Genomic DNA, 20,152 nt, shown 5'->3' with positions numbered 1-20,152 from the left:
TGCGGGCCTCGTCTGGGTTTGATGTTTAGGCGGCGAGCTTGCGGTGTTGCAAGCTCCGATGTTCGAGTGTCTTTCGCTTGATCCTTTCTCGTCGTTTGATGATGGCGGCAGCCCTGCCGAAGTAGGCATCGGCAGGCGTCACGTTGTCGAGGCTTTCGTGATAGCGCTGGTGGTTGTAATGCTCGACGAACGCCTCGATCTGCTGTTCGAGGTCGCCAGGCAGGAAGTAGTTTTCGAGCAGCACGCGGTTCTTTAGCGTTTGATGCCATCTCTCGATCTTGCCCTGGGTCTGCGGATGGAAGGGTGCACCGCGCACATGGCTCATCCGGTTCGCTTCGATGTATTCGGCCAGTTCCCCGGCGATGTAGCTGGGACCGTTGTCGCTCAGCAGACGTGGTCTGTGCAGCACATTGGCATGGTCGCAGCCTGAGGCTGCCAGAGCCATGTCGAGCGTGTCGGTGACGTCCTCGGCTCGCATGGTGGTGCAGAGCTTCCAGGCGATGATGTAGCGCGAGTAATCGTCGAGCACGGTCGAGAGGTAGACCCAGCCCCACCCGATGATCTTGAAGTAGGTAAAGTCGGTCTGCCACATCTCGTTGGGGCGCGTGGTCTGGGTGTGGAACGCCTCTGCCGCCTTGATCACAGTATAGGCCGGACTGGTGATCAGATCGTGGGCCTTGAGCAGCCGGTAGACGGTGGCTTCCGACACGAAGTAGCGCTTCTCGTCAGTGAAGGGCACCGCCAGTTCCCTTGGGCTGAGGTCAGTCTGCTCCAGCGCCATCTCGACGATCTGATCCTGAACCTCGGGTGCGATCCTGTTCCACACGCGGATCGGCGTCGATGACCTGTCTGCCAGCGCCTCCGGCCCGCCTTCAAGGTAACGGTCATACCAGCGGTAGAAGGTGCGCCGTGCGACGCCGAGCTGGTCCAACGTGCGCTTGGCCGGGAGATGCGATTGCTCAACGATCCTGATGATCTCCAGCTTCTCGGATGCGGGGTATCTCATGCGTCGTCTCCCCCATCCGCGATCATGCTTTTTTTGAGCAAGCGGTTCTCCAGGATGAGGTCGGCCACGCATTCCTTCAGATCGCGGGCCTCACGGCGCAGATCCCTGACTTCGTCCGTAGTCGCTGCACGGGCGGTGTCGCCAGCCAGGCGGCGTTTGCCGGCCTCCATGAACTCCTTGGACCAGGTGTAGTACAGGCTCTGGGCAATGCCTTCCTTGCGGCACAACTCAGCTATCGAGTCATCGCCGCGCAGGCCTTCCAGCACGATCCTGATCTTGTCTTCCGATGAAAAATGCCGACGGGTCTTGCGGCGGATGTCCTTGACCACCTGCTCGGCAGGCAATTTGGACCTTGAGGATTTGGGCTTCATCTTCGTTCCTTCGTCACTACGACGAAGCCCAAATCCTCCTTGAATCACAACCTCAAATCTGTGCCATAGGTGCTGACGGGGGACATACCGATCAGCATGTCGCGGATGTCCGGGCCGGGATCGGCGGTCGGCAGCATAAAGCGCTGCCCACGCAGATCAGTCCAGTTGACAGTGTCACGCTCATAGAGTGCGTGACCCTTCGACATCGCAGCGACGACGTGCTCGCTCCAGAACGAGGCGTGCCGACAATCATCGCGGGCGATCTCGCCCATCAAGATGGCTATATCGATCTCGCCGCTGTCGAGACCCGCGAAAAGTGCACTGCGGTCCGATTCGACGCCGTTGATTTTAAGGTCAGGGTTCTCGCGTTGCGCGGCGACCAGCGTAGCACGAAGGTTTCCAGCAGAGACGGAGTTGTTGAACCCGACAACGAAACCTCCTGCACGGCCACTGCCCGCCGCGCGCGTGTTGGCGATCATCCGGTCCGCATTGGCGACCATAGGTCGGGCGCTGCGCAGAAATCGCAACCCGGCGGTCGTTGGAGCTACACCCGAGTGTGACCTCAAGAATAGCTGAGCGCCGACCGATCGTTCGAGCTTCATAACTGAGCGACTGAGCGTTGATTGTTCAACATCAAGGGCGCGGGCGGCGCGATAAAAGCTGCCGTGATCCGCTGCAGCGATTGCATATCTTAGTTGACGAATGTCGAATGCCAATTACGAGCCCCGGATGTTGACGGTACAATCATCACTTTCCTGATTTCGAGCTGGCGGACTGTGCGCCAAAGAACCACGCGTACAGAACGGGCACCGCGCCCAATGTGATTGCCAGAGCAAACACCAAACCAAACGCGATAGCGCTGGCCAAGCCGTAGAAAAGCACGTCCTGTCCGATGATGAGCGGTAGGAGTCCGAGGATCGTGGTGATCGTCGTCATCAGGATTGGTCGGAACCGGCGCATGCCGGCCTGGACCACCGCTTCGGCTACTTGCTCAACGTCAGCATCGTCGCGCGTTTTGCCTTCATCGTGTGCACGTTTCTCCGCTTCACTGCGCTCGATCTCGCAGCGGTCGACGAGAACGATGGCATTGTTGATGATAATGCCAAACAGAGCGAACAGGCCGAGGATCACCATGAAGCCGAAATCGGCCTGCATGATATGAAGCCCGGCTGCCGCACCGATCACGCCCAGAGGAACGACTAGGAGAACGACACCGGCCTGTCGGAACGCACCGAACTGGATCACCAGCATGATGACGATCAGCCCCATCATCAGGGGCAGATTGGCGAGCAGCGCGCTGGTGCCTTCCGAGCTCTCGGCGATAATGCCGTCCCATTCTATATGATGACCCGGCGGCAGCATCGCCTCGAGCTCGTCGAGCTTGTCCTGCACCATCGGAACCATGTCCTGCGGGGTGACCGAGGTAGGACGCGCTTCGACCGTGAGCGTCTTGATCAGGTTCTCGCTCTGGATGCGTCCCCGTTGCGGGACAAGCGAAGCCATCGCTACTTCACCCAACTGTACGACCGCTCCTTCCGCCCCGACAAGCGTCACCGCTTCCAGTCGGGCCGGATCGGTGCGCTCGATTTCGGGAGCACGAATGACGATCGGCGCGAGATCATCGCCGTCGCGATAGACGCCTACGGATTGCCCCGAGAAATAGGTCGTGAGCGCACGCGAGACGTCGGCCGAGGTCACGCCCGCCGCACGCGCGGCCGCTTGGTCGACCTCGACCCTGTATTGCATGGACGGTTCTTCCCAATCGGAGAAGATGTCGATCGTCCCTTCGACCTCGCGCAGGATGCCCGCGAGCTTGTCGCCCGTTTCAAGCAGGACATCGGGGTCCGGGCCGCGAACCTGCACCTGGATCACGTTGGGATCGCTCGGCCCGAGGAACATCCCCGCGATCCGCATCCGAGTGTCGGGAAAGGCCACGGCCATGTCCTGCCGCAATTGCTCGACACCGGCATCGCGCACCTCCGCGTCCTTCGCGTTGATGACGAGGAAACCCCTATTGGGGGCTGGGTCCGATGGTGCGAGCGACAGCACGAAGCGCGGTCCCCCAAACCCTGAATAGGAAGCCACGCTGTCGAAGTCTGGATAGCGCTCGTCATCGTCAATGAACTCGGAGATCGCCTGAACCTTTTCGTCCATCGCAACGCTCGAGGTTCCTACGGGCATGTCGGCATAGACGAGTATCTGCGCACGGTCGGACGAGGGGAAGAATTGTTGCGGAACCAGCTGCAGCGATGCCGCTGCGATAGCAAACAGCGCGGCCATGCCGCCAAGATAGAGCTTGCGATGCGCGAGCGCCCAGCGAAGAAGCTTCTCGTAGCGCGCCGATCCCCAGTCGAACGTTTCGTCAACCTTGGCCCTGATCTTGCCCTTCTGTTGCTCCTCGGGTGGCCTGGCGAACCAATAGCACAGGGTGGGGATCACCGTGACCGCGATCAGCCAAGAGCTCGACAGAGCGATCAGGATGACGAGCGAAATGTTGCGCGTGTATTCACCCGATTCCTGCTGCGCGAGCATGAGCGGCAGGAACACAAGGATAATGGTGAGTGTCGACGCGAGGAGCGGCCCGGCGAGTTCTCCGCCCGTCTGACCGATAGCCTTGCGCCGGTCGATGCCTTCGGCGAGGCGCTGTTCGAAATCCTCCGCGATCACAATGCCGTTATCGACCAGCAGGCCGAGCGCGATAACGATGGTTGCAAGGCTCATACGCTCTAGCTTGATGCCGTACATGCCCATGATTGCGAGTGTGATCAGCACGACCGCAGGAACCACTGCGCCGATTACGAGCCCCGTGCGAAGGCCAAGGAAGAGGATCATGGTCGCAAGCACGATGGCGAACGTCTGGAGGACGTTGAAGCTAACGCCGTAGACAGCGTTCTTCACCTGCTCGGCCTGCCAGGTCATGGTTTCAAGCGTTATGCCCGCGGGCAGCGACTGGCGCACGTCGTCGATCGTTTCCTGCGCGCGATCGGCGTAGTTGATCACGCTTTGCGCCTCGTCCATCGAGATGGCGAAGACGATGGCAGGATCACCGTTGAAATAGGCGCGCTGCAACGGAGGATCGATAGATCGTTTGCTGACCTGCGCGTAATCGCCGAGCCGGATGGTCCCTGCCGGGCCGAGGTCGAGATAAAGGTTTCTGACGTCTTCAAGTGTTTCGAAGGCGCCCGACGGTTCGATCGACAATCGGCGGCTTTCGGTCTCGATTGCGCCACCGGGCGCCACGACGTTCTGCTGTGCGAGCGCCGCAGCGACCGCATCGAGCGGAACGCCGAGTTGGGCGAGCACCGCATTGCTCATCTCGATATAGACCCGCTCCTGCGGTCGACCCAGGATGTCGACGCGCTTGGTGCCGGGAATGGTGTAGAGCTGGTCGCGCACATGCTCCGCAAGATCGCCCAGCTCGTCCATCGGGAAATCGGCAGATTGCAACGCCAGCGTAATGACCGCGACATCGCCGAACTCGTCGTTGATGATTGGCGCCATCGTACCTTCAGGGAACTGGCCCACAGTCTCCTCGACCTTTTCGTCCAGTTCGTCCCACACCTGATCAAGATCGTCGGTGGCGAAGGCGACTTCGGCATGGATAATCGATTGTCCCTCCATTGAAGTGGCACGCACTTCGTCGACCTCGGGCATCGTCTTGATAGCTTCGGCGAGCGGGGTGGTGATGAGGGTCTCGACCCGTGTCGCGTCCATCCCCGGATGCGCGGTAACGACCACGGCTTCGCGGATAGTGATCGTGGGGTCCTCGCGCGCGGGAAGCGTGAAATAGCTCGCGACGCCGTAGATCATCGCGAGCACAACGATGAGTAAAACCGCCGCGCGGTAGCGGAAGCCGAGTTCCGAAAGATTGCTCACGATGCGAACCGCCGCGCGCCGGCGCCGATCAGACTGACGCGCTCACCGGTTTGCAGAAAGGCTGCTCCCTTGCTGACGACGACGTCGCCGCTCTTCAGCCCGCTCGTTACCGTAACGCGGTTCTCGCTCGCCGCTTCGAACCGGATGGTGCGCGCGGAAACTTTATCGGTTTGCGTGTCGACGACCCATACCTCTCCGCGATCGGGACCGGTGGGCATGATGGCGGTCAGCGGTATCGCGTAAGTGGCGGACTGTGGCCGCGGTTCTTCGTTACCGGCGTCGCGAGACAGGCGAACCTCGGCCACCTCGCCGGGCTCGATCGTCCCTTCACCGGCCATCACCCGTGCGACGATTTCGAAGGCGCCCGGCCCGCTGCCGCGGCTGGAAATCTCGGTGATGGTCGCCGCAAGAGCTGGCACGTCGCGTCCCGGTCGGAGCACCTCGACCGATTGACCGGTGGCAAGCCGATCGCGCAGCGTTCCGGGGACGCTGAAGACCACTTCGGTTCCGAAACCGTCGAGCTCGAGCACCGGCTGGCCGGGGGAGACCTGGGTGCCCGGCTCGACGATCCTGCGCGCCACACGACCCGAAAAGGGGGCGCGCAATCGGGTATCGGAAAGCGTCTCGCGCGCCGAGCCAGCCTGCGCCTGCCCGGCATCTAGAAGGGCCTCGAGACTGTTTACCTCGGCATCGGCGGTCTCCAGCCGCGTCTCGGAGGTTGCACCCTCGGCAAAGAGCGCGCGCTGTCGCTCCGCTTCCTGTCGGGCGCGCGCAAGCCGCGCGCGGGTTTCGACGACCTGCGCGTCGGCAGACGCGGCATTGAAGCGATAGGTCGCGGAATCGAGTGTCGCGACCACCGCGCCGCGTCCGACCCGATCGCCGATCTCGGCGCGTACGGAGGTGAGGGTCCCACCGACTTCGAAGCTGAGTGACGCGCGCTGTTCGGCGCGTACGCGCGCCGGGAAGGTCACTTGATCGTCGGATGTGGTTTCCGAAGCGCCGACTTCGACCCAGGCGACAGGTCTGGGCTCGGGCGGTTTTTCCGTTTCGGAACAGCCAGCCAGCAAGAAGGCTGACCCAAAAAGGGCGAGGGTATGTTTCACGATGGGTCTCCCGATGGTGCGGCCTGCCAGCCGCCGCCGAGTGCGGCGTACAGCCCCGCCATGGCAAGACTCGCCTGGCGATAGGCAATCGCTCGGCCGCGTTCCGCATTCCGCAGACCCCGCTCAGCCTCTTGCAAGCGAAGCTGGTCGATCGCGCCGTACTGGAACTGGATGCGGGCGAGGCGGTAATTTTCTGCCGAAAGGGTCGCGGCGCGCTCGCTCAGTGCAAGTGCCTCACGTCCCAGGTCGTAGCGGGCGATGGCCGTCTCGGTTTCCTCGAGCGCGGTTAGAATGCTTTGCTCGTAAGCAAGCGCAGCCCGGCGCGCTTCCAACTGAGCGAGATCGATTTCCGCGCGGATTCGACCGCCTTCGAAGACGCGCCACGACAAAAACGGCACGATGGAATAGCTGGTGCTGTCGCCATCGAAGAGCGTATCTAGCGCGATCGATGAGAAGCCCCCTGCCGCGTTGAGGCGCAGCTGCGGGAAAAGCTCGGCCCTCGCGACGCCAATCTCGGCGGTCTCGGCCGCCAGTTCGCGTTCAGCGCGCGCGATATCGGGGCGCCTTCGGAGCAGATCGGCGCGCAGGCCGACAGGCACGTCGAGCAGCGCGACCTCGTTCCGATCCTCGGTCGCGAGCGCGATCTCTCGTTCCGGCAACCCGCCGATCAGCGGCCCGAGAGCCAGGGCAGCAGCCCTTATCTCGACATCGAGGCGCGGAAGCTCGGCTTCGATGCGGGCGAGCTCGCTTTCAACGAGCAGCAGGTCGGCACGCGATATTTCGCCCTCGCGAAGCTGAATATTCGAGAGCGCCAGCAGTTCGCGCTGCGCCGCGATGCTGGCGAGAAGCGCGCCGCGCTCGGATTGGTATCCGATCAGGGCAAGATAGGTCGAAGCCGTCTCGATGGCCACGGCGAGCCGTGCACCGTTGGCGGCTGCAATCGCGCCTTCGATGCGCGCATCGCCCGCTTCCAGAGCGCGGCGCGTTTGGCCCCATAGGTCGATCTGCCAGGCGAGCGACCCCCCGACATCGTAGATTTCAAGTTCTCGCTGAAAGCCGGGGATCTGTGCAAAACCCGGATTGGCGTTGAGGCTTTGCTGCAGCGCGGTGACGGAGGCATCGGCTCCGACCGATGGAAGCGCGGAAGCCCTGATTTGCGCGCGTCGCGCCCGCGCTTCCTCGACCCGAAGGAGTGCCTGTCGGATCGTCAGATTGTCCTGCAGCGAAGCTTCGACCAGCCGAGTGAGCACCGGATCGCCCAGATTGCGCCACCAGGCGATGAATTCCGCTTCGGCGACCGGTACGCTTTCCCGATCGATCCAGTCGGTCGCTGTCGCCTCGATAGGAGGCCGCTCGTAATCAGGACCGACCGTGGCGCAGCCTGCCAGACCCGCCGAAAAAACGGCGGCTATCCATCGGCGATGGTGGCCTGGTCGCATTGTGAGTCTGATCATAATGGGCTGGCCTGCTAGGCGATTCGCTCTGAACCGTCTAGTACAATCTAGAACGAATTTGCTAAGTCAGTCGCTTGTTCCTGAAGGATTTCAGCAGCCGCTCCTGCGCGAAAGTCGCGTTAAGGCGCTGAGAAGATACGAAATATGTCGAATAACTTAGCGAGAGATCAATAGGTATATCGATTCCGAACGCCAAGCAGAAAAGCTACCCAAAAGTTCATCATGAACCTTCGGGTTGGCTTTCTGAAACCGAATCGCCTATGGCCACTTTCAGATCGGAACGAAGTGGAGCAGATGAACAAGATCACGCAGACGAAGAAGCGGGCGGCTATTCTCGCCGGGGCTCAGCGCGTGTTCGTACGCGAGGGGTTCGAGGGTACCAGCATGGATGCAGTGGCGCGCGAGGCGAAAGTCGCCAAGCCGACGCTCTACAATCACTTTCGCGACAAGAACGCACTTTACGTTGCGGTGGTCGAGCATTCCTTGACCCGGGTGCGCACCGAGATCGTACCACCGGAATTGCGTGACATGACCGCGACCGAAGGTCTCAAGGTCATCACCACGCGCCTCGCACGCATGTTCGGGCGTGACGACGACGTGCTGCGTCTGTGCCGCATCTGCATCGGCGGCTTCGACCGCTTTCCGCTCGCTACTTCGACCTTCATGTATAACGGCCCCCAACGCGGCAACCGCGAAGTAGCGAGCATGATCGCGCTATGGGCCGGGCGGGGCGAGCTAGCGTGCGACGATCATGAACTTGCCGCCCAGCAATTGGGTGAACTTTGCAAGGTCGGGATTTTCGATCCGCGCTTGTACGGCTCGCGCGAGAAGGCGTCGATCGACGAATGTCACCGGATTGCTGCGGCCGCGTATCAGACCTTCATGGCGCGATATGGCAAATAGGAGCATGCGACGCAGGCCTGGTATCGCCTCGCGGATACCAAGACGGACATCGCCGAGAGCGATGCTTTTGATCGTCCTTTCTGCCGCGCTCGGTGCCTGCGCAACTCTGCCCGAGCGCGAAGACGTTTCCTCGGCGGCGCGGATGGGTGGACAACTCGTTGATTTCACCGGCACGCGGTTCGATACAGAGGCATCAATCGAGATTATCCGGCCATGGCATGATCGCTGGATGGCGGAGAGGCGAGCCTCGGGTGACGACGAACCGATCGACCTGCTGGCCATCTCCAGCGGGTCGGACAAAGGAGCCTTCTCGGCAGGCTTCCTTACGGGCTGGAGCAAACGCGGCGACCGGCCCGACTTCGATCTCGTCATCGGGGTCAGCACCGGCGCGCTTATCGCGCCTTTTGCTTTTCTAGGTCCAAGCGAGGACGACGCTTTGCGCCGCCTCTACACGACAATCGACGCGGACGACATCTACCGTCAGCGTGCGATCTCCGGGCTGCTCGGTGGACCAGCTTTTGCAACCAGCCGTCCCTTGCTCGAAATGATCGAGCGCGAGGTTTCGCCCGAACTTGTCGAGCGGATCGTAGAGGAACACCGGAAGGGTCGCCGCCTTCTGGTAACTACGACCAATCTTGACACGCAGCGCGGCACGATCTGGGATCTGGGTTCTATCGCCGTCTCGCCGATGCCCAACCGCGAGCATCTTATCGAGAGTCTCCTTCTAGCCTCCTCGAGCGTCCCTGCGCTGATGCCGCCCGTAATGATCGATGTCGAGGCGGACGGGCAGCCCTTCCGCGAAATGCATGTTGACGGCGACACCGCAGGAAGCTTCCTCGCGATACCGCCCAGCATCCTGTGGGGACAGGCCGAGCTCCGTGAGCGAGCGGATGTGACTAACGGCTCCTTCACCATTCTGTATAATGGCCGCCTTGCGCCGCAGGTCGAAGGCGTCGAGCCAACGGCTTTTTCGATCCTGCGCCGCTCGATCGAAACCATGATCGCCCATGCCGATAGGAACATCCTACGGTCCTATCGCGAATTCGCCGTCCATCATGGCGTAACGCTTGCGGTCTACCAGATCGGTGACGATTTCGATGATGACGCCTTCCCAGACGAGCAGTTCGATTCCGCATTCATGCAGGCCCTGTTCGCCCATGGCGAAGAGCAGGGACGTCAGTGATGATGTAGGGGCCTGCCGGCCTCCTACGGCGTTGGCCGTCGGGTTGCGAAGGCCAGCAAAAAGCATCTCTCAATGCCAGCGGACGCTGCATCTGAATGCTAATTTTTGTTCTCTCGGGCCTGCTGGTAGTTGCATTGAACTGCGCGAAACAGGTCACCTTCATGGGCGCGGCTATCGCTTTGCTCAACCGGTTGGTCGCGGATCGCGTCAAACCGACAACGCTCCAATTCATGGTCGCGGTCGTTCTAACTGCATTCTGGCTGATGCTTGGGTTGGTTTGCTCAGTCTGCCTTTGGGCGTCACGTCAGTCTGGAGAAGTAGGGCCGACGCACCCATGAAGCATCTAGCTAAACCGGACATCATCGCAACTCCGCTTGAAGGCGTTACCAGTTGCGGTTGGGTTCTGACAGACAGCGGTCTGGGTCTCAACCCGCGCAGACCGGATCGCAACTCTGTCGAAGAAGTCAGCCGATATCTCGCGAGGTTGCCTGGTTTTGACGTCGAACCGCTACAGCGTACTTGGCTGATGGTAAGTGTGATGGTTCTAAGCCTGAGAGGCTGAATGAAGAACTCCAGAAATCAACGTGTTAGGCGGCCCGATCGAGTCCTCTTCTGGCACCATTTGTTCTTCTCACGTTCTCCCAAATAATCTATAAAACCCGCAGAAATCCTAGGGATTTGGCCCTTGGATCGTTCCGGATCGTCCCGCCTGTTCTCGGGGGTTCCAGACACTTTTGTGGGCCTTTTGAGGCCATTTCGCAAAGGCCCAGATGAAAAGGCCCCCACATGCCTCTGACAGATACTCGCCTCCGCGCACTCAAGCCCAAGGATAAGCCGTACAAGGTAACCGATGAGCGTGGCCTGTATGTTGAGGTCACGCCGACCGGCGGTAAACTTTGGCGTTTCCGATACCGGATCGGCGGCGCGCAAAAGAAGCTCTGCATCGGCAGCTATCCCGACATCAGCCTCAAGCAAGCGCGAGACGCGGCCTACGAGGCGCGACGAGCTGTTGCTTCAGGGGGCGACCCGGCTTTTGAGAAGCGGAAGCGGAAAATCCGCGCGGAGTTCCTTTCTGCACAGACGTTCGAAGCAGTCGCACGTGAGTATATTGAACAGATGATGGTCCAGAATGGCCGCGCCGATGGCACGATCGTCAAGGCCAACTATTTCCTCGACAAGCTTGCACCTGCCATCGGGAACCGACCCATCAACGAGATCGAGCCATTCGAAGTCCTGGCTCCTCTCAAACGTCTGGAAGCCACTGGTAAGCACGAGACTGCGAAGAAATGCCGCTCGTTCGCAGGCCGCGTGTTTCGCTACGGTGTCGCTACTACCCGCTGCAAATCCGATCCGACCAGTATGCTGAACGTTTGGGCGAGAGCGATCGAGGGCGCAAGTGTGACGGTTTGGCATGTGTTTGAATTCCCTTCGATCGGGCGGCTTCGTTCTCAAGCACCCAACTGGCCGCACGCGGTCAGCCTTCAATGCCCGGCCCGCGCCAGTTCGCTCCGCACCCGTGTTGAACACGAATTCTGCCCTTGGCCGTGCGGCCCTTCCGTTGGTGCAACGAGCCACCAGACACGAAAGGAAATCATCATGGCACGCAGCAATACCGCACCCGCGCAGGAGACTAACCCGCCGGAATTCCTTGCCTGGCATGTCGCCAACAAGGGCGACAAGGGTTTCTGGACCCGCATCGGAGCCGCGTGGTTCCACCGCGACCGCAAAGGGCTTTCGCTTCAATTGGAAGTGGTGCCTATCAATGGCCGGATCGTCCTGCGCACGCCGTTGGACGACGAGAAGAAGGAACCGGGCGCTTAGTGCCCGGCCTTCGAGTGGGTGGACTGGAATTGAACCATTGGCGGATCGACAGCTTTCAGCCGACGAGACGTTAGAAGCGAACTTTCATCGATAGTTGCCTTTGTTTTTACAGCTTTGCATTACGCATCGGCAATGCAACTCCGTGTCGGCAAGTGTCAGGGGCGCCGTATCACCGTCCTTAGGTCAAAGCGCGGTCTGAACACTAGGGAGAGCGGCGGGAGGCCTTTCCCGCGGCATCCTCTGCACCGGCGGCAGGCTGATGATCGTCGTTGATTTCGCGGCCAAGAAGATCGAGCGTCACGGTGCGAGAGAATAGGACACGTGGCGATGGGCCTCTCCAAACCCCCTCGCCATCCTCGATCCGGAAGTTTGCAATGTTAGGAAACAGCGCGTCGTCAATGGGGTAGAGCGCTCGCGGATTGTGGTGTAGCTCGAGTTCGTCGGCCCAACCTTCCCAGTAAGCGGGATCCTCCACGTCAAAATCGAAAGGGATGGCCTCGTAGGCGTCTGGGCGTGGGTCGTTCCAGCCACCAGACCGCCGGAGGGTAACGAACCGATCACCAAAGCCAGCACGCACCGCCATGCGGTTGAACTTAGCGATCGTACCCGCGTTGCTAAACAGCACGGCCGACACGTTCTCCGTCCCATCCTGCTCGAAAAACGGAAGTATCTGGTTCGAGCCCTTCTCGAAGGCGTCAATACGCTTTTCCTCGCCATATTCGCGGCCATCAGGTCCGGTGCTGACGGCGGCGGAACGACCATATAAATAGATAGGCAGCGCTGTATGCGACCAAGTCATCGAGGCTTGCGCGTGGAAGTCGGCGATCGCCAGTACGAATGGCTTTCCCTTGACGTGATCAAGCTCCCAGTAGCGCTTGCCGACTTTGGTATGTAGGGGCGACCCGAACTTCAGTGTCATTTCCTTTTCAAGGAATGACCATCGATCATCAGGAACGGGAGGCGGTTCTCCGCCCGTTGTCGCCACAGCGCGGGTGTCGGGTGCGTTAGCGGTAGTCGCCTCGACGAAAAGCTCGATCCCGTTTCGCTCCAAGTGGTAGTCGGGTGACTGATGATCGTGACGTAACCGGAAGCCCATTTCGCGGAACGCGAATGACAGGTAAATCTCCCAGACGCGGGCGCTGTAACCTGTCGTTTGGAAGTCTCGGGCGAGGTTGCCGTCCAAGTCGGGCACCCAGCGCGAAAGCTCGGCCATTAGCGCTTTCGCCCCGCGCTGCGCTACGCCGTCTCGAAGGATTCTGAAGCCGGGATGCAGGGCCGTTTCATCTACTTCGGCGATCGGCGAGAATAGGTCGGTCCCTTTGGGCTGGTCGGGCAATGGCTTTAGGGTTGGTTTGAGTTCGAGGGCCGATAGCCCCATGTTGCCGCGCAGCATGTCTTCGGCGGCCCGGACCGTCGGAAGGCCTCGCTGATGTCCAACCGGGCGGTAGCGTCCCTCGCCATCGCGAGCGATCACCGCGAGGCCCACTTTGCCGGGACCACCCTTAAGATAGACCACGGCGAGGAGCCGCTCCCGGTCGGCTGACCAGAAGGATGTGGGCGAGCACTCGTCCCTAAAGTCCTGCGGCAGGCCCCAGAGTGCAAGCGCCTCGAAGCGCTCTCGTGACATCCGCTCGAAGCCGCTCTGGCGATCAGGATCGTAAAGCCGGACGTCGTCAGCCAAGCGAGCGATCAACTCTTCTCGCGATATAAAGAGGTCGATGCTATCGCCCTCGTTTTGTTGATCGGAAGGCTGTCTGCCTTGGCTTCCACTCATCTATCCCCCAATCCTTCAAACCGATCCACAGCAGCAATGACTGGTCGGCGACAGTTACAAGCGATGCGGTGGCATCTAACCGAAAGCAATTTCCCGAGATCAGCTCAAACCCTGCCGCCTCCCACCAATCACGGGCGGTCCATGCCTCGCACGCAGTTCACGGTCCCACTTAATCATGTCGAGTACGTACGATGAGAACGCGAGGTCTCGGTATCCCATCGAATAGCGCCATTCGCGAGGATCCAGCGCCGCCAGCTGATCCGTAGCAATCGACGCGGGACCAAGATAGGCAATTAAATCTGCGGTTTGGAAGTCAGGACCTCGCCAAAATGATAGGCTGTCCTCATCCGCGACGATGCGTCCGCTCGTTAGGACGTTGATCAGTTCGTGGGCCTGCCGGATTGGGTGTCCGTTTAAGTTTGCTCCGTGGAAGACCCGGTTACCGATGACAATACCGGTGTGGACTTCGCAGGACGCGTCGACATCCCACCCGAGCTTCTGAAAGAGGACCTCCCGATTATTGGTGTTCGCTAGGATCTTGTGCCGCTTGTCGAGCTGCTTCCTGGCGCTGCGAATATGATCCCAGCTGTTGCGCATCTCGTGGACGGACACCGGATGGTAAGCGTTTTTGCACTCGAACAGGAAGAGCGACCGATCGCGCCAGGCGACAACGTCCAGTTCCAACTCTTGGCCAGCAACCTTCACCTCAAAGTCGCTATGGACGAGGAAGCCTGCGCAACCCAGCGCCTCCGTTACAGCTTGGACCACGCGGTCCTTGGGGCCAATGGCGGCAGACCGGAGACGGTTGGCGACGATCGTGTTACGCACGAGGTTTGAAGCCGCGACAACGTGCGGCGCTATGACGTAGTAGCCCCCGGTATCCAAGAAAGGGCGATACTGTAGGTCGAGGTGCGGCTCGCCCGGCTCCATCGTCAGGAGGGAGACGATCTCAACGGCTTTGTCCACATCGCCGAAAATCAGCTCCATCTGCTTTATAAGGTCGTCGTGACGGATGACGAGCAAAGTCGAGGTCAGGGTCAACTCCCCGCGCTCGGACTCGTCCTTCAGGTCCGAAAGACGTCGCTGATAGGCGCAACTGAGAAAGTTGAAGTAGCGCTGCACCTTAAAGACGTCCATCGAGGTGACGTGGTCGGTGATCGAAAAGATCAATTCCTCGAACGTGCCGAAGTTGTCGACGTCGAGCGCGAGGAGCATTTGGAGTTCGTCGAGAAACAGATCGTCGCGCGCGAAGAACTCTTCGAAAATTTCAGGCACGGCCGGCAGGCGCAAAACCAATCTACGTATCGGTTGTTCAACCAGCTCAAGCATCTCCCCGAAGCTGCCCCGCTCGAAGCCGCGGTCGATAACAGAGCGCATGGAGATCGCAGGCTTTGTCTGCTGCAGGTGCGTGTAGCGGATCATTCCCTGGTTCTGTGACTGGATGTAGCCAAGTCGGACGGAGCGCTCGAGGTCGGGATCGATGGAGGAGATGGTGACGGTCTCACCCGCACTGTCGGCGCGGTACGGAAGGCCGTCGATGAAGAACTCGGCTTCCCTGAACTTCGTAAGGCGGATAGCGGCAACAAGCAACCGCTCGTAGACGAGCGCGTTCTTCGTGAAAGCGTCCGTGTCCACATGTGTGAAGCTGACGCCATCGACCGGAAACATAGAAGCGTAGGTGCGCAACACGAGCGAGGCCGCTTCAGCATACTCTTCCGAGGAGTAGCGATGGCCGCTCAGGGAGCTTGCCTCATGGTCGTTCAACCAGCCGTGGTAGAACAAGGTGTTAACCATCACGAATACGGTCTTCAGTACCACGGCATGGCGCGACCGGATCGTCGTCTCTATCTCTTTCTGTAGTGCCCGGGCGTTGCCGGCGAGGCGCGAAAGCGCCACGACCGATTCGAGATACACGATTCGGTCAGGGGACGCCGTCAGCAGCTCGCGCACGCTGAGCGCGGCCTTGGCAACCCTGCCGATCAGAGATCCCCGGAATTCATACCGCGATGCTCGCAAAACACCCTCGCGCCGCATGCAGGCGATGGCATGATCCGCGTCGAGAAACATCATGGCGAGTGCCGTCGCGATTGCTTCGCCCGCGCGGTTATCGTTTAGATACTTTGCCAGCAATTGGACATGAGCCTTGACATCCGAGGCGAGTGACTTCGACGTGGGTTGGCGGACTTGGTTCCGAAGCAGCGCGACCATCGCCCGCTGGCTTTTGGCGGCAATTAGCCGGGCCGCAAGATCTGATACTGGCTGGAACTGGGACAATTCATTCTCTTTATTATGACCGACAGTGCGTGACGATATGCTGCGAATGAGAATTTTTCACCATGTCGGCTACCCTAATTTCCCGTCCTCTAAGTAGCCGGTGCGCGATTTCTGAATCAACAGACGCTTGTCCGCTATTTTGCTCACGCAACATCAGGAAGCATGCGGACGGCGCCCAACTGAACGGCCATAATTGGATTTTATCGATCTACGGTCGAACGATTGGAATAGGGCGCAAAGCCGCCACCATCTCAAATTGCAGTCAGCGACTCGCTCCGCGTTGTCGAAGCTCATCAAGATAGTCGCTCCACCATTGCGCCATCTTTACGCGTTCATCCCAGTAGTTCCCGCGATTGTAGACGCCACGAATAGCGTTGCTGTCACCATGAGCGAGTGCCCGCTCGATGGCGTCAGGATGCCAGAGGCCGCTTTCATTTAACATCGTTGAAGCAGTCGAGCGCAGTCCGTGTGCCGTCACTTCTTCTTTAGTGAACCCCATACGCCGAAATGCCGCGTTGATCGTATTCTCGCTCATCGGGCGCTGGTTCGTATGGAACGCCGGGAAGATGTAGCCCTTGCTGCCGGTAATTGGTTTGAGCTCTCGCAACAGGTCCAACACTTGGCGTGATAGCGGCACCACATGGGCCCGCCGCGCCTTCATCTTGCCTTCCGGTATTGTCCAGGTGGCCTTGTCCCAATCGATCTCGTTCCACTCGCCGTGGCGAAGCTCACCGGGTCGCACAAAGACATGGGGTGCGATCTTCAGCGCGAACTTCGTCGCCGGGTAACATTCGAAATCATCGATAGCACGGAGCAGCCCGCCCAACTTCTCTGGTTCGAGGATCGCCGCGTAGTGCCGTGCTTTGGGCGTGACCAGTGCACCCTGCAGGATCGAAGTCGGATCGGTTTGGCACTGGCCAAGCGCAGCTCCATGCCGGAACACCCGGCTTGCGAAGGAGCGGCACTTCTTCGCTGTCTCGAGATTACCTTTGGCTTCGAGTTTCTTGAGCGCCGCCAGCATCAACTGCGGATCGACATCGTTGATTGGCATATTGCCGATCGCTGGCTTGAGCAGTTCGAGGAACCAGCGCGCCTTGCGCAGCGTGGCCTCTGCCCTGCCTTCGGGCACCATCTTCTCGTCGATGTACTTATTGGCGATGACCTCGAAGGTGTTCTCCGCACCTAGCTTGATCCTGGCCTTCTTGCGCTTACGCTCCAGCATTGGATCGATGCCATCGGAAACCTTGAGCCGTGCTCGGTCGCGAAGCTGGCGCGCTTGCGACAAGCTGATCTCAGGGAACGCGCCGATGGGCAGCTTCTTCTCCTTACCGCCAAAGCGGTACTTGAAATACCAGAGCTTGGAGCCGTTCGGCTTCACGAAAAGCAGCAGCCCCCGCGAGTCGTATTTCTTGTATGACTTGTCGGCAGCCCGGAAGCCTTTGATTTCCTGCACATTGAGGCTCATTTGGGGGCCTCACTTTCGTGCGATTTGGGGGCTTTTGAGCTGGAGCCCCCAGCCGAGGCCCCCACAGACGTTGGAACAAAGCGGAACAAAACAAGACCTCGCTTTCTGCGCTAGAGGTCAAGAATGGCAGAATTCCGCCATTTCTGCAATGTTTTGGAACGTTCTGATGAGAACAAATGGTGCCCAGAAGAGGACTCGAACCTCCACGCCCTTGCGAGCGCCGCCACCTGAAGACGGTGCGTCTACCAATTCCGCCATCTGGGCACACTTGTCGCTGGCCGGTCATCGAAGCACGGCTGCGGGTAGGGGCGCGCCACTAGCGAAGGGGGGCGAGTCCTGTCAACGTCTTTCGCGACCGCCGGAACGCTTGCGGGCGGCCAAGGGTTGAGGCAAGGGGCGCAGCGACACATTCAGCGACTAGGATACAGGCGATTACGATGGCTAAGAGCGGCGCTTTGGACGGCAAGCTGGTGGTGCTGATGGGTGGCAGCGGCTTCATCGGCAATTACGTGGCGCAGGCGCTGCTGACGCGCGGCGCGCGGGTACGCATCGCCAGCCGCAACCCCGAAAAAGCATTCAAATTGAAGCCACTCGCCAATCTTGGCCAGATGCAGTTCGCGCGCTGCGATGCGAGCGATCGCCAGTCGGTCGCACGCTGCATGGCCGGCGCCGATGCCGTCGTGAACTTGGTCGGTGCGTTCGATGGCGATCTTTACCGCCTGATGGGCGAGGCGCCGGGCTGGATGGCCGAGGCCGCCGCACAGGAGGGTGCCCGCGCCTTCGTGCATGTCAGCGCGATCGCCGCAGAGCCCGACGAGGATACCGAAATCGCCTATGCCGGGGCCAAGAAGCTCGGTGAAGAGCGGGTCCTGGCCGCCTTCCCCACAGCCACGATCCTGCGCCCGAGCATATTGTTCGGCAAGGACGACAACTTCATCAACATGTTCGCCGGGCTGATTTCGACGCTGCCCGTGCTGCCGGTCTTCGCCCCCGACTCGAAGCTGCAGCTGGTCTATGTCGATGACGTCGCCGAAGCGGCGGTGCGCGCGCTCGAAGATCCGGGCACGCATGGCGGGAAGACCTACGAGCTGGGCGGACCCGAGCAGCTTTCGATGATGGAAATCAACGAGGCGATTGCGGCAGCGCAAAACCGCAAGCGCAGCTTCCTGCCGATGCCCGACGGACTTTCCGCAGTGTTCGCGGCGCTGCCTGGCACGCCGATGGGCAGCGACCAGTGGAGACTGCTCAAGCAGGGCAATGTGGCTTCGGGCGACTGCCCGGGCTTTGCCAAGTTCGGGATCGAGCCCAAGCCGCTCGGCCTGTTCCTCGACAGGTGGATGGTCCGCTATCGCAAGCATGGCCGCTTCAACGAGCGGCTGCGCGCCTGAGCTAGTCCTCGGCGGCGCTGTCGTCCCCGAGCAGCGCCACGGGCTCGACCAGCAGTTCCGCGCCCCTGCTGCCGGTAATGCGGACTCGCGTGCCCGCCTCGGCATCCGTGCCGCGCGCGATCCATTCGCTGTCACCCACCTTCACTCGCCCTTCCCCATCGGCGATCGCCTGCGTCACCAGCGCGGTCTCGCCCACCAGCCGCCCGGCGCGGTTGTTGAGCAGCGGATCGGAGGAGACAATCGGGCGATCACGCAGCCAGCGCTTGGCCGAAAAAGCAAAGATCAGCGACAGCGAGACCCAGGCAACGATCTGCAAGGCCAGCGGCGGCGCGGAGACGAAGACCAGCGCCGCGATCCCCAGCGCTGCCATTGCCAGCCAGATGAGGTAAACCCCGGGCACCACCATTTCCAGCATGGCCAGCGTCAGGCCGACGATCAGCCAGATCCAATAGGTTTCGACGCCATCCATCGCCCGAACGCCTAGCTATCGCGCGAGCGCGGCACGCTGGGCCGCCGCACGGGCGCCGGATCGCGGCTCGGAGGGATCGGGCTGCCGGTATCGACCGTGCCTTCGACATTGTCGAACGTACCCTTGATCAGCTCGCCGATCCCGCCGAGCGAACCGATCAGTTGTGTGGCTTCGACCGGAAACAGAATGGTCTTGGCATTGGGACTGTCCGCGAATTTCCCTACCGCCTTGGTGTATTCCTGCGCGACGAAATAATTGATCGCCTGATTGCCCGACGAGGCGATGGCATTGGAAACCATCTCGGTCGCTTTCGCCTCTGCCTCTGCGGCACGCTCACGCGCCTCGGCATCGCGGAACTGGGCCTCGCGCTTGCCTTCGGCCTCGAGAATGGCGGACTGCTTGCGTCCTTCGGCGCGCAGGATCGAGCTGGTCTTGTCGCCCTCCGCCTCAAGGATCTCGGCGCGCTTCAGACGCTCGGCCTTCATCTGGCGAGCCATGGCTTCGGAGATGTCGACCGGCGGACGGATATCCTTGATCTCGACGCGGGTGATCTTGACCCCCCAAGGCGAGGTGGCGTGATCGACCACCGAGAGCAGCCGCGCATTGATCTCGTCGCGCTTGGACAGCGTCTCGTCGAGGTCCATCGAGCCCATGACGGTGCGAAGATTCGTGGTCGTGAGCGCCATGATCGCCTGGTAGAGGTTCGACACCTCATAGGCCGCCTTGCCCGCATCGAGCACCTGGAAGAACACCACCGCGTCGACCCCGACCATGGCGTTGTCGGCGGTGATGATCTCCTGTCCCGGGATGTCGAGCACCTGCTCCATCATGTTGATCTTGTGCCCGACGCGATCGATGAAGGGGATGATCAGGTGCAGCCCCGGTTCGGCCGCCATGGTGAACTTGCCCAGCCGTTCGATGGTATAGACGAAACCCTGCTTCACCACGCGCACGCCCATTATCAGGAACAGCACGACCAGCAGCACCAGCAATATCAGAACTAGCGAACCACCCAGCATCTCGACCCTCCTATGATCTCGTGCATGGTAGCGCGCACAGGGCTGA

Annotated in this window: 14 protein-coding genes and 1 tRNA gene; 4 read left to right on the top strand and 11 right to left on the bottom strand. The window is 60.6% G+C overall.

Annotated elements, in window-relative coordinates; translation table 11 throughout:
- Positions 1-25: 25 nt before the first annotated feature.
- The 5 genes from MUY37_RS02245 to MUY37_RS02225 all read right to left on the bottom strand — a co-directional run bounded on the left by MUY37_RS02245 (position 26) and on the right by MUY37_RS02225 (position 7,810).
- A protein-coding gene (locus tag MUY37_RS02245; RefSeq protein WP_499193840.1) for an IS3 family transposase occupies positions 26-1,377 on the bottom strand; the annotation gives its coding sequence in 2 pieces (ribosomal slippage) (positions 26-1,039 and positions 1,042-1,377; 1,350 coding nt in all).
- A 44-nt stretch (positions 1,378-1,421) separates the two neighbouring features.
- Entirely contained in the window at positions 1,422-2,093 is a 672-nt protein-coding gene (locus tag MUY37_RS02240; RefSeq protein WP_083987516.1) for a LysR family transcriptional regulator, read from the bottom strand.
- A 31-nt stretch (positions 2,094-2,124) separates the two neighbouring features.
- Positions 2,125-5,253 (bottom strand): efflux RND transporter permease subunit, encoded by a 3,129-nt coding sequence (locus MUY37_RS02235; RefSeq protein WP_499193839.1) that lies wholly within the window; start codon positions 5,251-5,253, stop codon positions 2,125-2,127.
- A complete protein-coding gene (locus MUY37_RS02230) occupies positions 5,250-6,356 on the bottom strand; it encodes an efflux RND transporter periplasmic adaptor subunit (protein WP_192796942.1) in 1,107 nt (368 codons plus the stop codon). The genes MUY37_RS02235 and MUY37_RS02230 overlap by 4 nt, the downstream gene beginning before the upstream one ends.
- Positions 6,353-7,810, bottom strand: a complete 1,458-nt coding sequence (locus tag MUY37_RS02225) for an efflux transporter outer membrane subunit (protein WP_066842334.1) — start codon at positions 7,808-7,810, stop codon at positions 6,353-6,355. Before MUY37_RS02225 ends, MUY37_RS02230 begins: the two co-directional genes overlap by 4 nt.
- A 294-nt stretch (positions 7,811-8,104) precedes the next feature.
- Here MUY37_RS02225 and MUY37_RS02220 point away from each other — a divergent pair, with 294 nt between their 5' ends.
- The 3 genes from MUY37_RS02220 (at position 8,105) to MUY37_RS02210 (ending at position 11,717) form a co-directional block, all read left to right on the top strand.
- Positions 8,105-8,713, top strand: a complete 609-nt coding sequence (locus tag MUY37_RS02220; RefSeq protein WP_499193838.1) for a TetR/AcrR family transcriptional regulator — start codon at positions 8,105-8,107, stop codon at positions 8,711-8,713.
- 61 nt (positions 8,714-8,774) lie between these two features.
- Complete coding sequence (locus tag MUY37_RS02215; RefSeq protein ID WP_066842330.1) at positions 8,775-9,896, top strand: patatin-like phospholipase family protein; 1,122 nt, start codon at positions 8,775-8,777, stop codon at positions 9,894-9,896.
- A 786-nt stretch (positions 9,897-10,682) separates the two neighbouring features.
- A complete protein-coding gene (locus tag MUY37_RS02210; RefSeq protein ID WP_232468695.1) occupies positions 10,683-11,717 on the top strand; it encodes a tyrosine-type recombinase/integrase in 1,035 nt (344 codons plus the stop codon).
- Positions 11,718-11,919: 202 nt separating this feature from the next.
- Here MUY37_RS02210 and MUY37_RS02205 read toward each other — a convergent pair whose 3' ends face one another.
- The 4 genes from MUY37_RS02205 to MUY37_RS02190 form a co-directional block, all read right to left on the bottom strand.
- Positions 11,920-13,398 carry a hypothetical protein gene (locus MUY37_RS02205; RefSeq protein ID WP_347209442.1) on the bottom strand — a complete coding sequence of 493 codons (1,479 nt, stop codon included), beginning with the start codon at positions 13,396-13,398 and terminating at the stop codon, positions 11,920-11,922.
- 192 nt (positions 13,399-13,590) lie between these two features.
- Positions 13,591-15,765 (bottom strand): hypothetical protein, encoded by a 2,175-nt coding sequence (locus tag MUY37_RS02200; protein ID WP_157668099.1) that lies wholly within the window; start codon positions 15,763-15,765, stop codon positions 13,591-13,593.
- 262 nt (positions 15,766-16,027) lie between these two features.
- Positions 16,028-17,230, bottom strand: coding sequence for a tyrosine-type recombinase/integrase (locus tag MUY37_RS02195; RefSeq protein WP_499193837.1), 1,203 nt, complete (start codon positions 17,228-17,230; stop codon positions 16,028-16,030).
- Positions 17,231-17,407: 177 nt separating this feature from the next.
- Positions 17,408-17,494, bottom strand: a tRNA-Leu gene (locus tag MUY37_RS02190).
- 173 nt (positions 17,495-17,667) lie between these two features.
- On the opposite strand from MUY37_RS02190, the gene MUY37_RS02185 reads away from it, so the two are divergent.
- On the top strand, positions 17,668-18,618 hold the full coding sequence (locus MUY37_RS02185; RefSeq protein ID WP_499193836.1) for a complex I NDUFA9 subunit family protein: 951 nt from the start codon (positions 17,668-17,670) through the stop codon (positions 18,616-18,618).
- Position 18,619: 1 nt separating this feature from the next.
- Here MUY37_RS02185 and MUY37_RS02180 read toward each other — a convergent pair whose 3' ends face one another.
- Both MUY37_RS02180 and MUY37_RS02175 read right to left on the bottom strand, forming a co-directional pair.
- Positions 18,620-19,087: an NfeD family protein gene (locus MUY37_RS02180; RefSeq protein ID WP_499193835.1), complete on the bottom strand. Its 468-nt coding sequence runs from the start codon at positions 19,085-19,087 to the stop codon at positions 18,620-18,622.
- Positions 19,088-19,098: 11 nt separating this feature from the next.
- On the bottom strand, positions 19,099-20,106 hold the full coding sequence (locus tag MUY37_RS02175; protein ID WP_499193834.1) for an SPFH domain-containing protein: 1,008 nt from the start codon (positions 20,104-20,106) through the stop codon (positions 19,099-19,101).
- Positions 20,107-20,152 lie beyond the last annotated feature (46 nt).

Source organism: Qipengyuania sp. ABI-127-1, assembly GCA_022953095.1.
GTDB lineage: Bacteria > Pseudomonadota > Alphaproteobacteria > Sphingomonadales > Sphingomonadaceae > Qipengyuania.
Note: the sequence above shows the minus strand (reverse complement) of the source record. Positions and strands in the feature narration are given on the sequence as shown.

Excerpts from the sequence above, each read along its gene's own strand:
- MUY37_RS02225 (WP_066842334.1), bottom strand. The coding sequence starts at position 7,810 with ATGATCAGACTCACAATGCGACCAGGCCACCATCGCCGATGGATAGCC.
- MUY37_RS02220 (WP_499193838.1), top strand. The coding sequence starts at position 8,105 with ATGAACAAGATCACGCAGACGAAGAAGCGGGCGGCTATTCTCGCCGGG.
- MUY37_RS02215 (WP_066842330.1), top strand. The coding sequence starts at position 8,775 with ATGCTTTTGATCGTCCTTTCTGCCGCGCTCGGTGCCTGCGCAACTCTG.
- MUY37_RS02210 (WP_232468695.1), top strand. The coding sequence starts at position 10,683 with ATGCCTCTGACAGATACTCGCCTCCGCGCACTCAAGCCCAAGGATAAG.
- MUY37_RS02195 (WP_499193837.1), bottom strand. The coding sequence starts at position 17,230 with ATGAGCCTCAATGTGCAGGAAATCAAAGGCTTCCGGGCTGCCGACAAG.
- MUY37_RS02185 (WP_499193836.1), top strand. The coding sequence starts at position 17,668 with ATGGCTAAGAGCGGCGCTTTGGACGGCAAGCTGGTGGTGCTGATGGGT.
- MUY37_RS02180 (WP_499193835.1), bottom strand. The coding sequence starts at position 19,087 with ATGGATGGCGTCGAAACCTATTGGATCTGGCTGATCGTCGGCCTGACG.
- MUY37_RS02175 (WP_499193834.1), bottom strand. The coding sequence starts at position 20,106 with ATGCTGGGTGGTTCGCTAGTTCTGATATTGCTGGTGCTGCTGGTCGTG.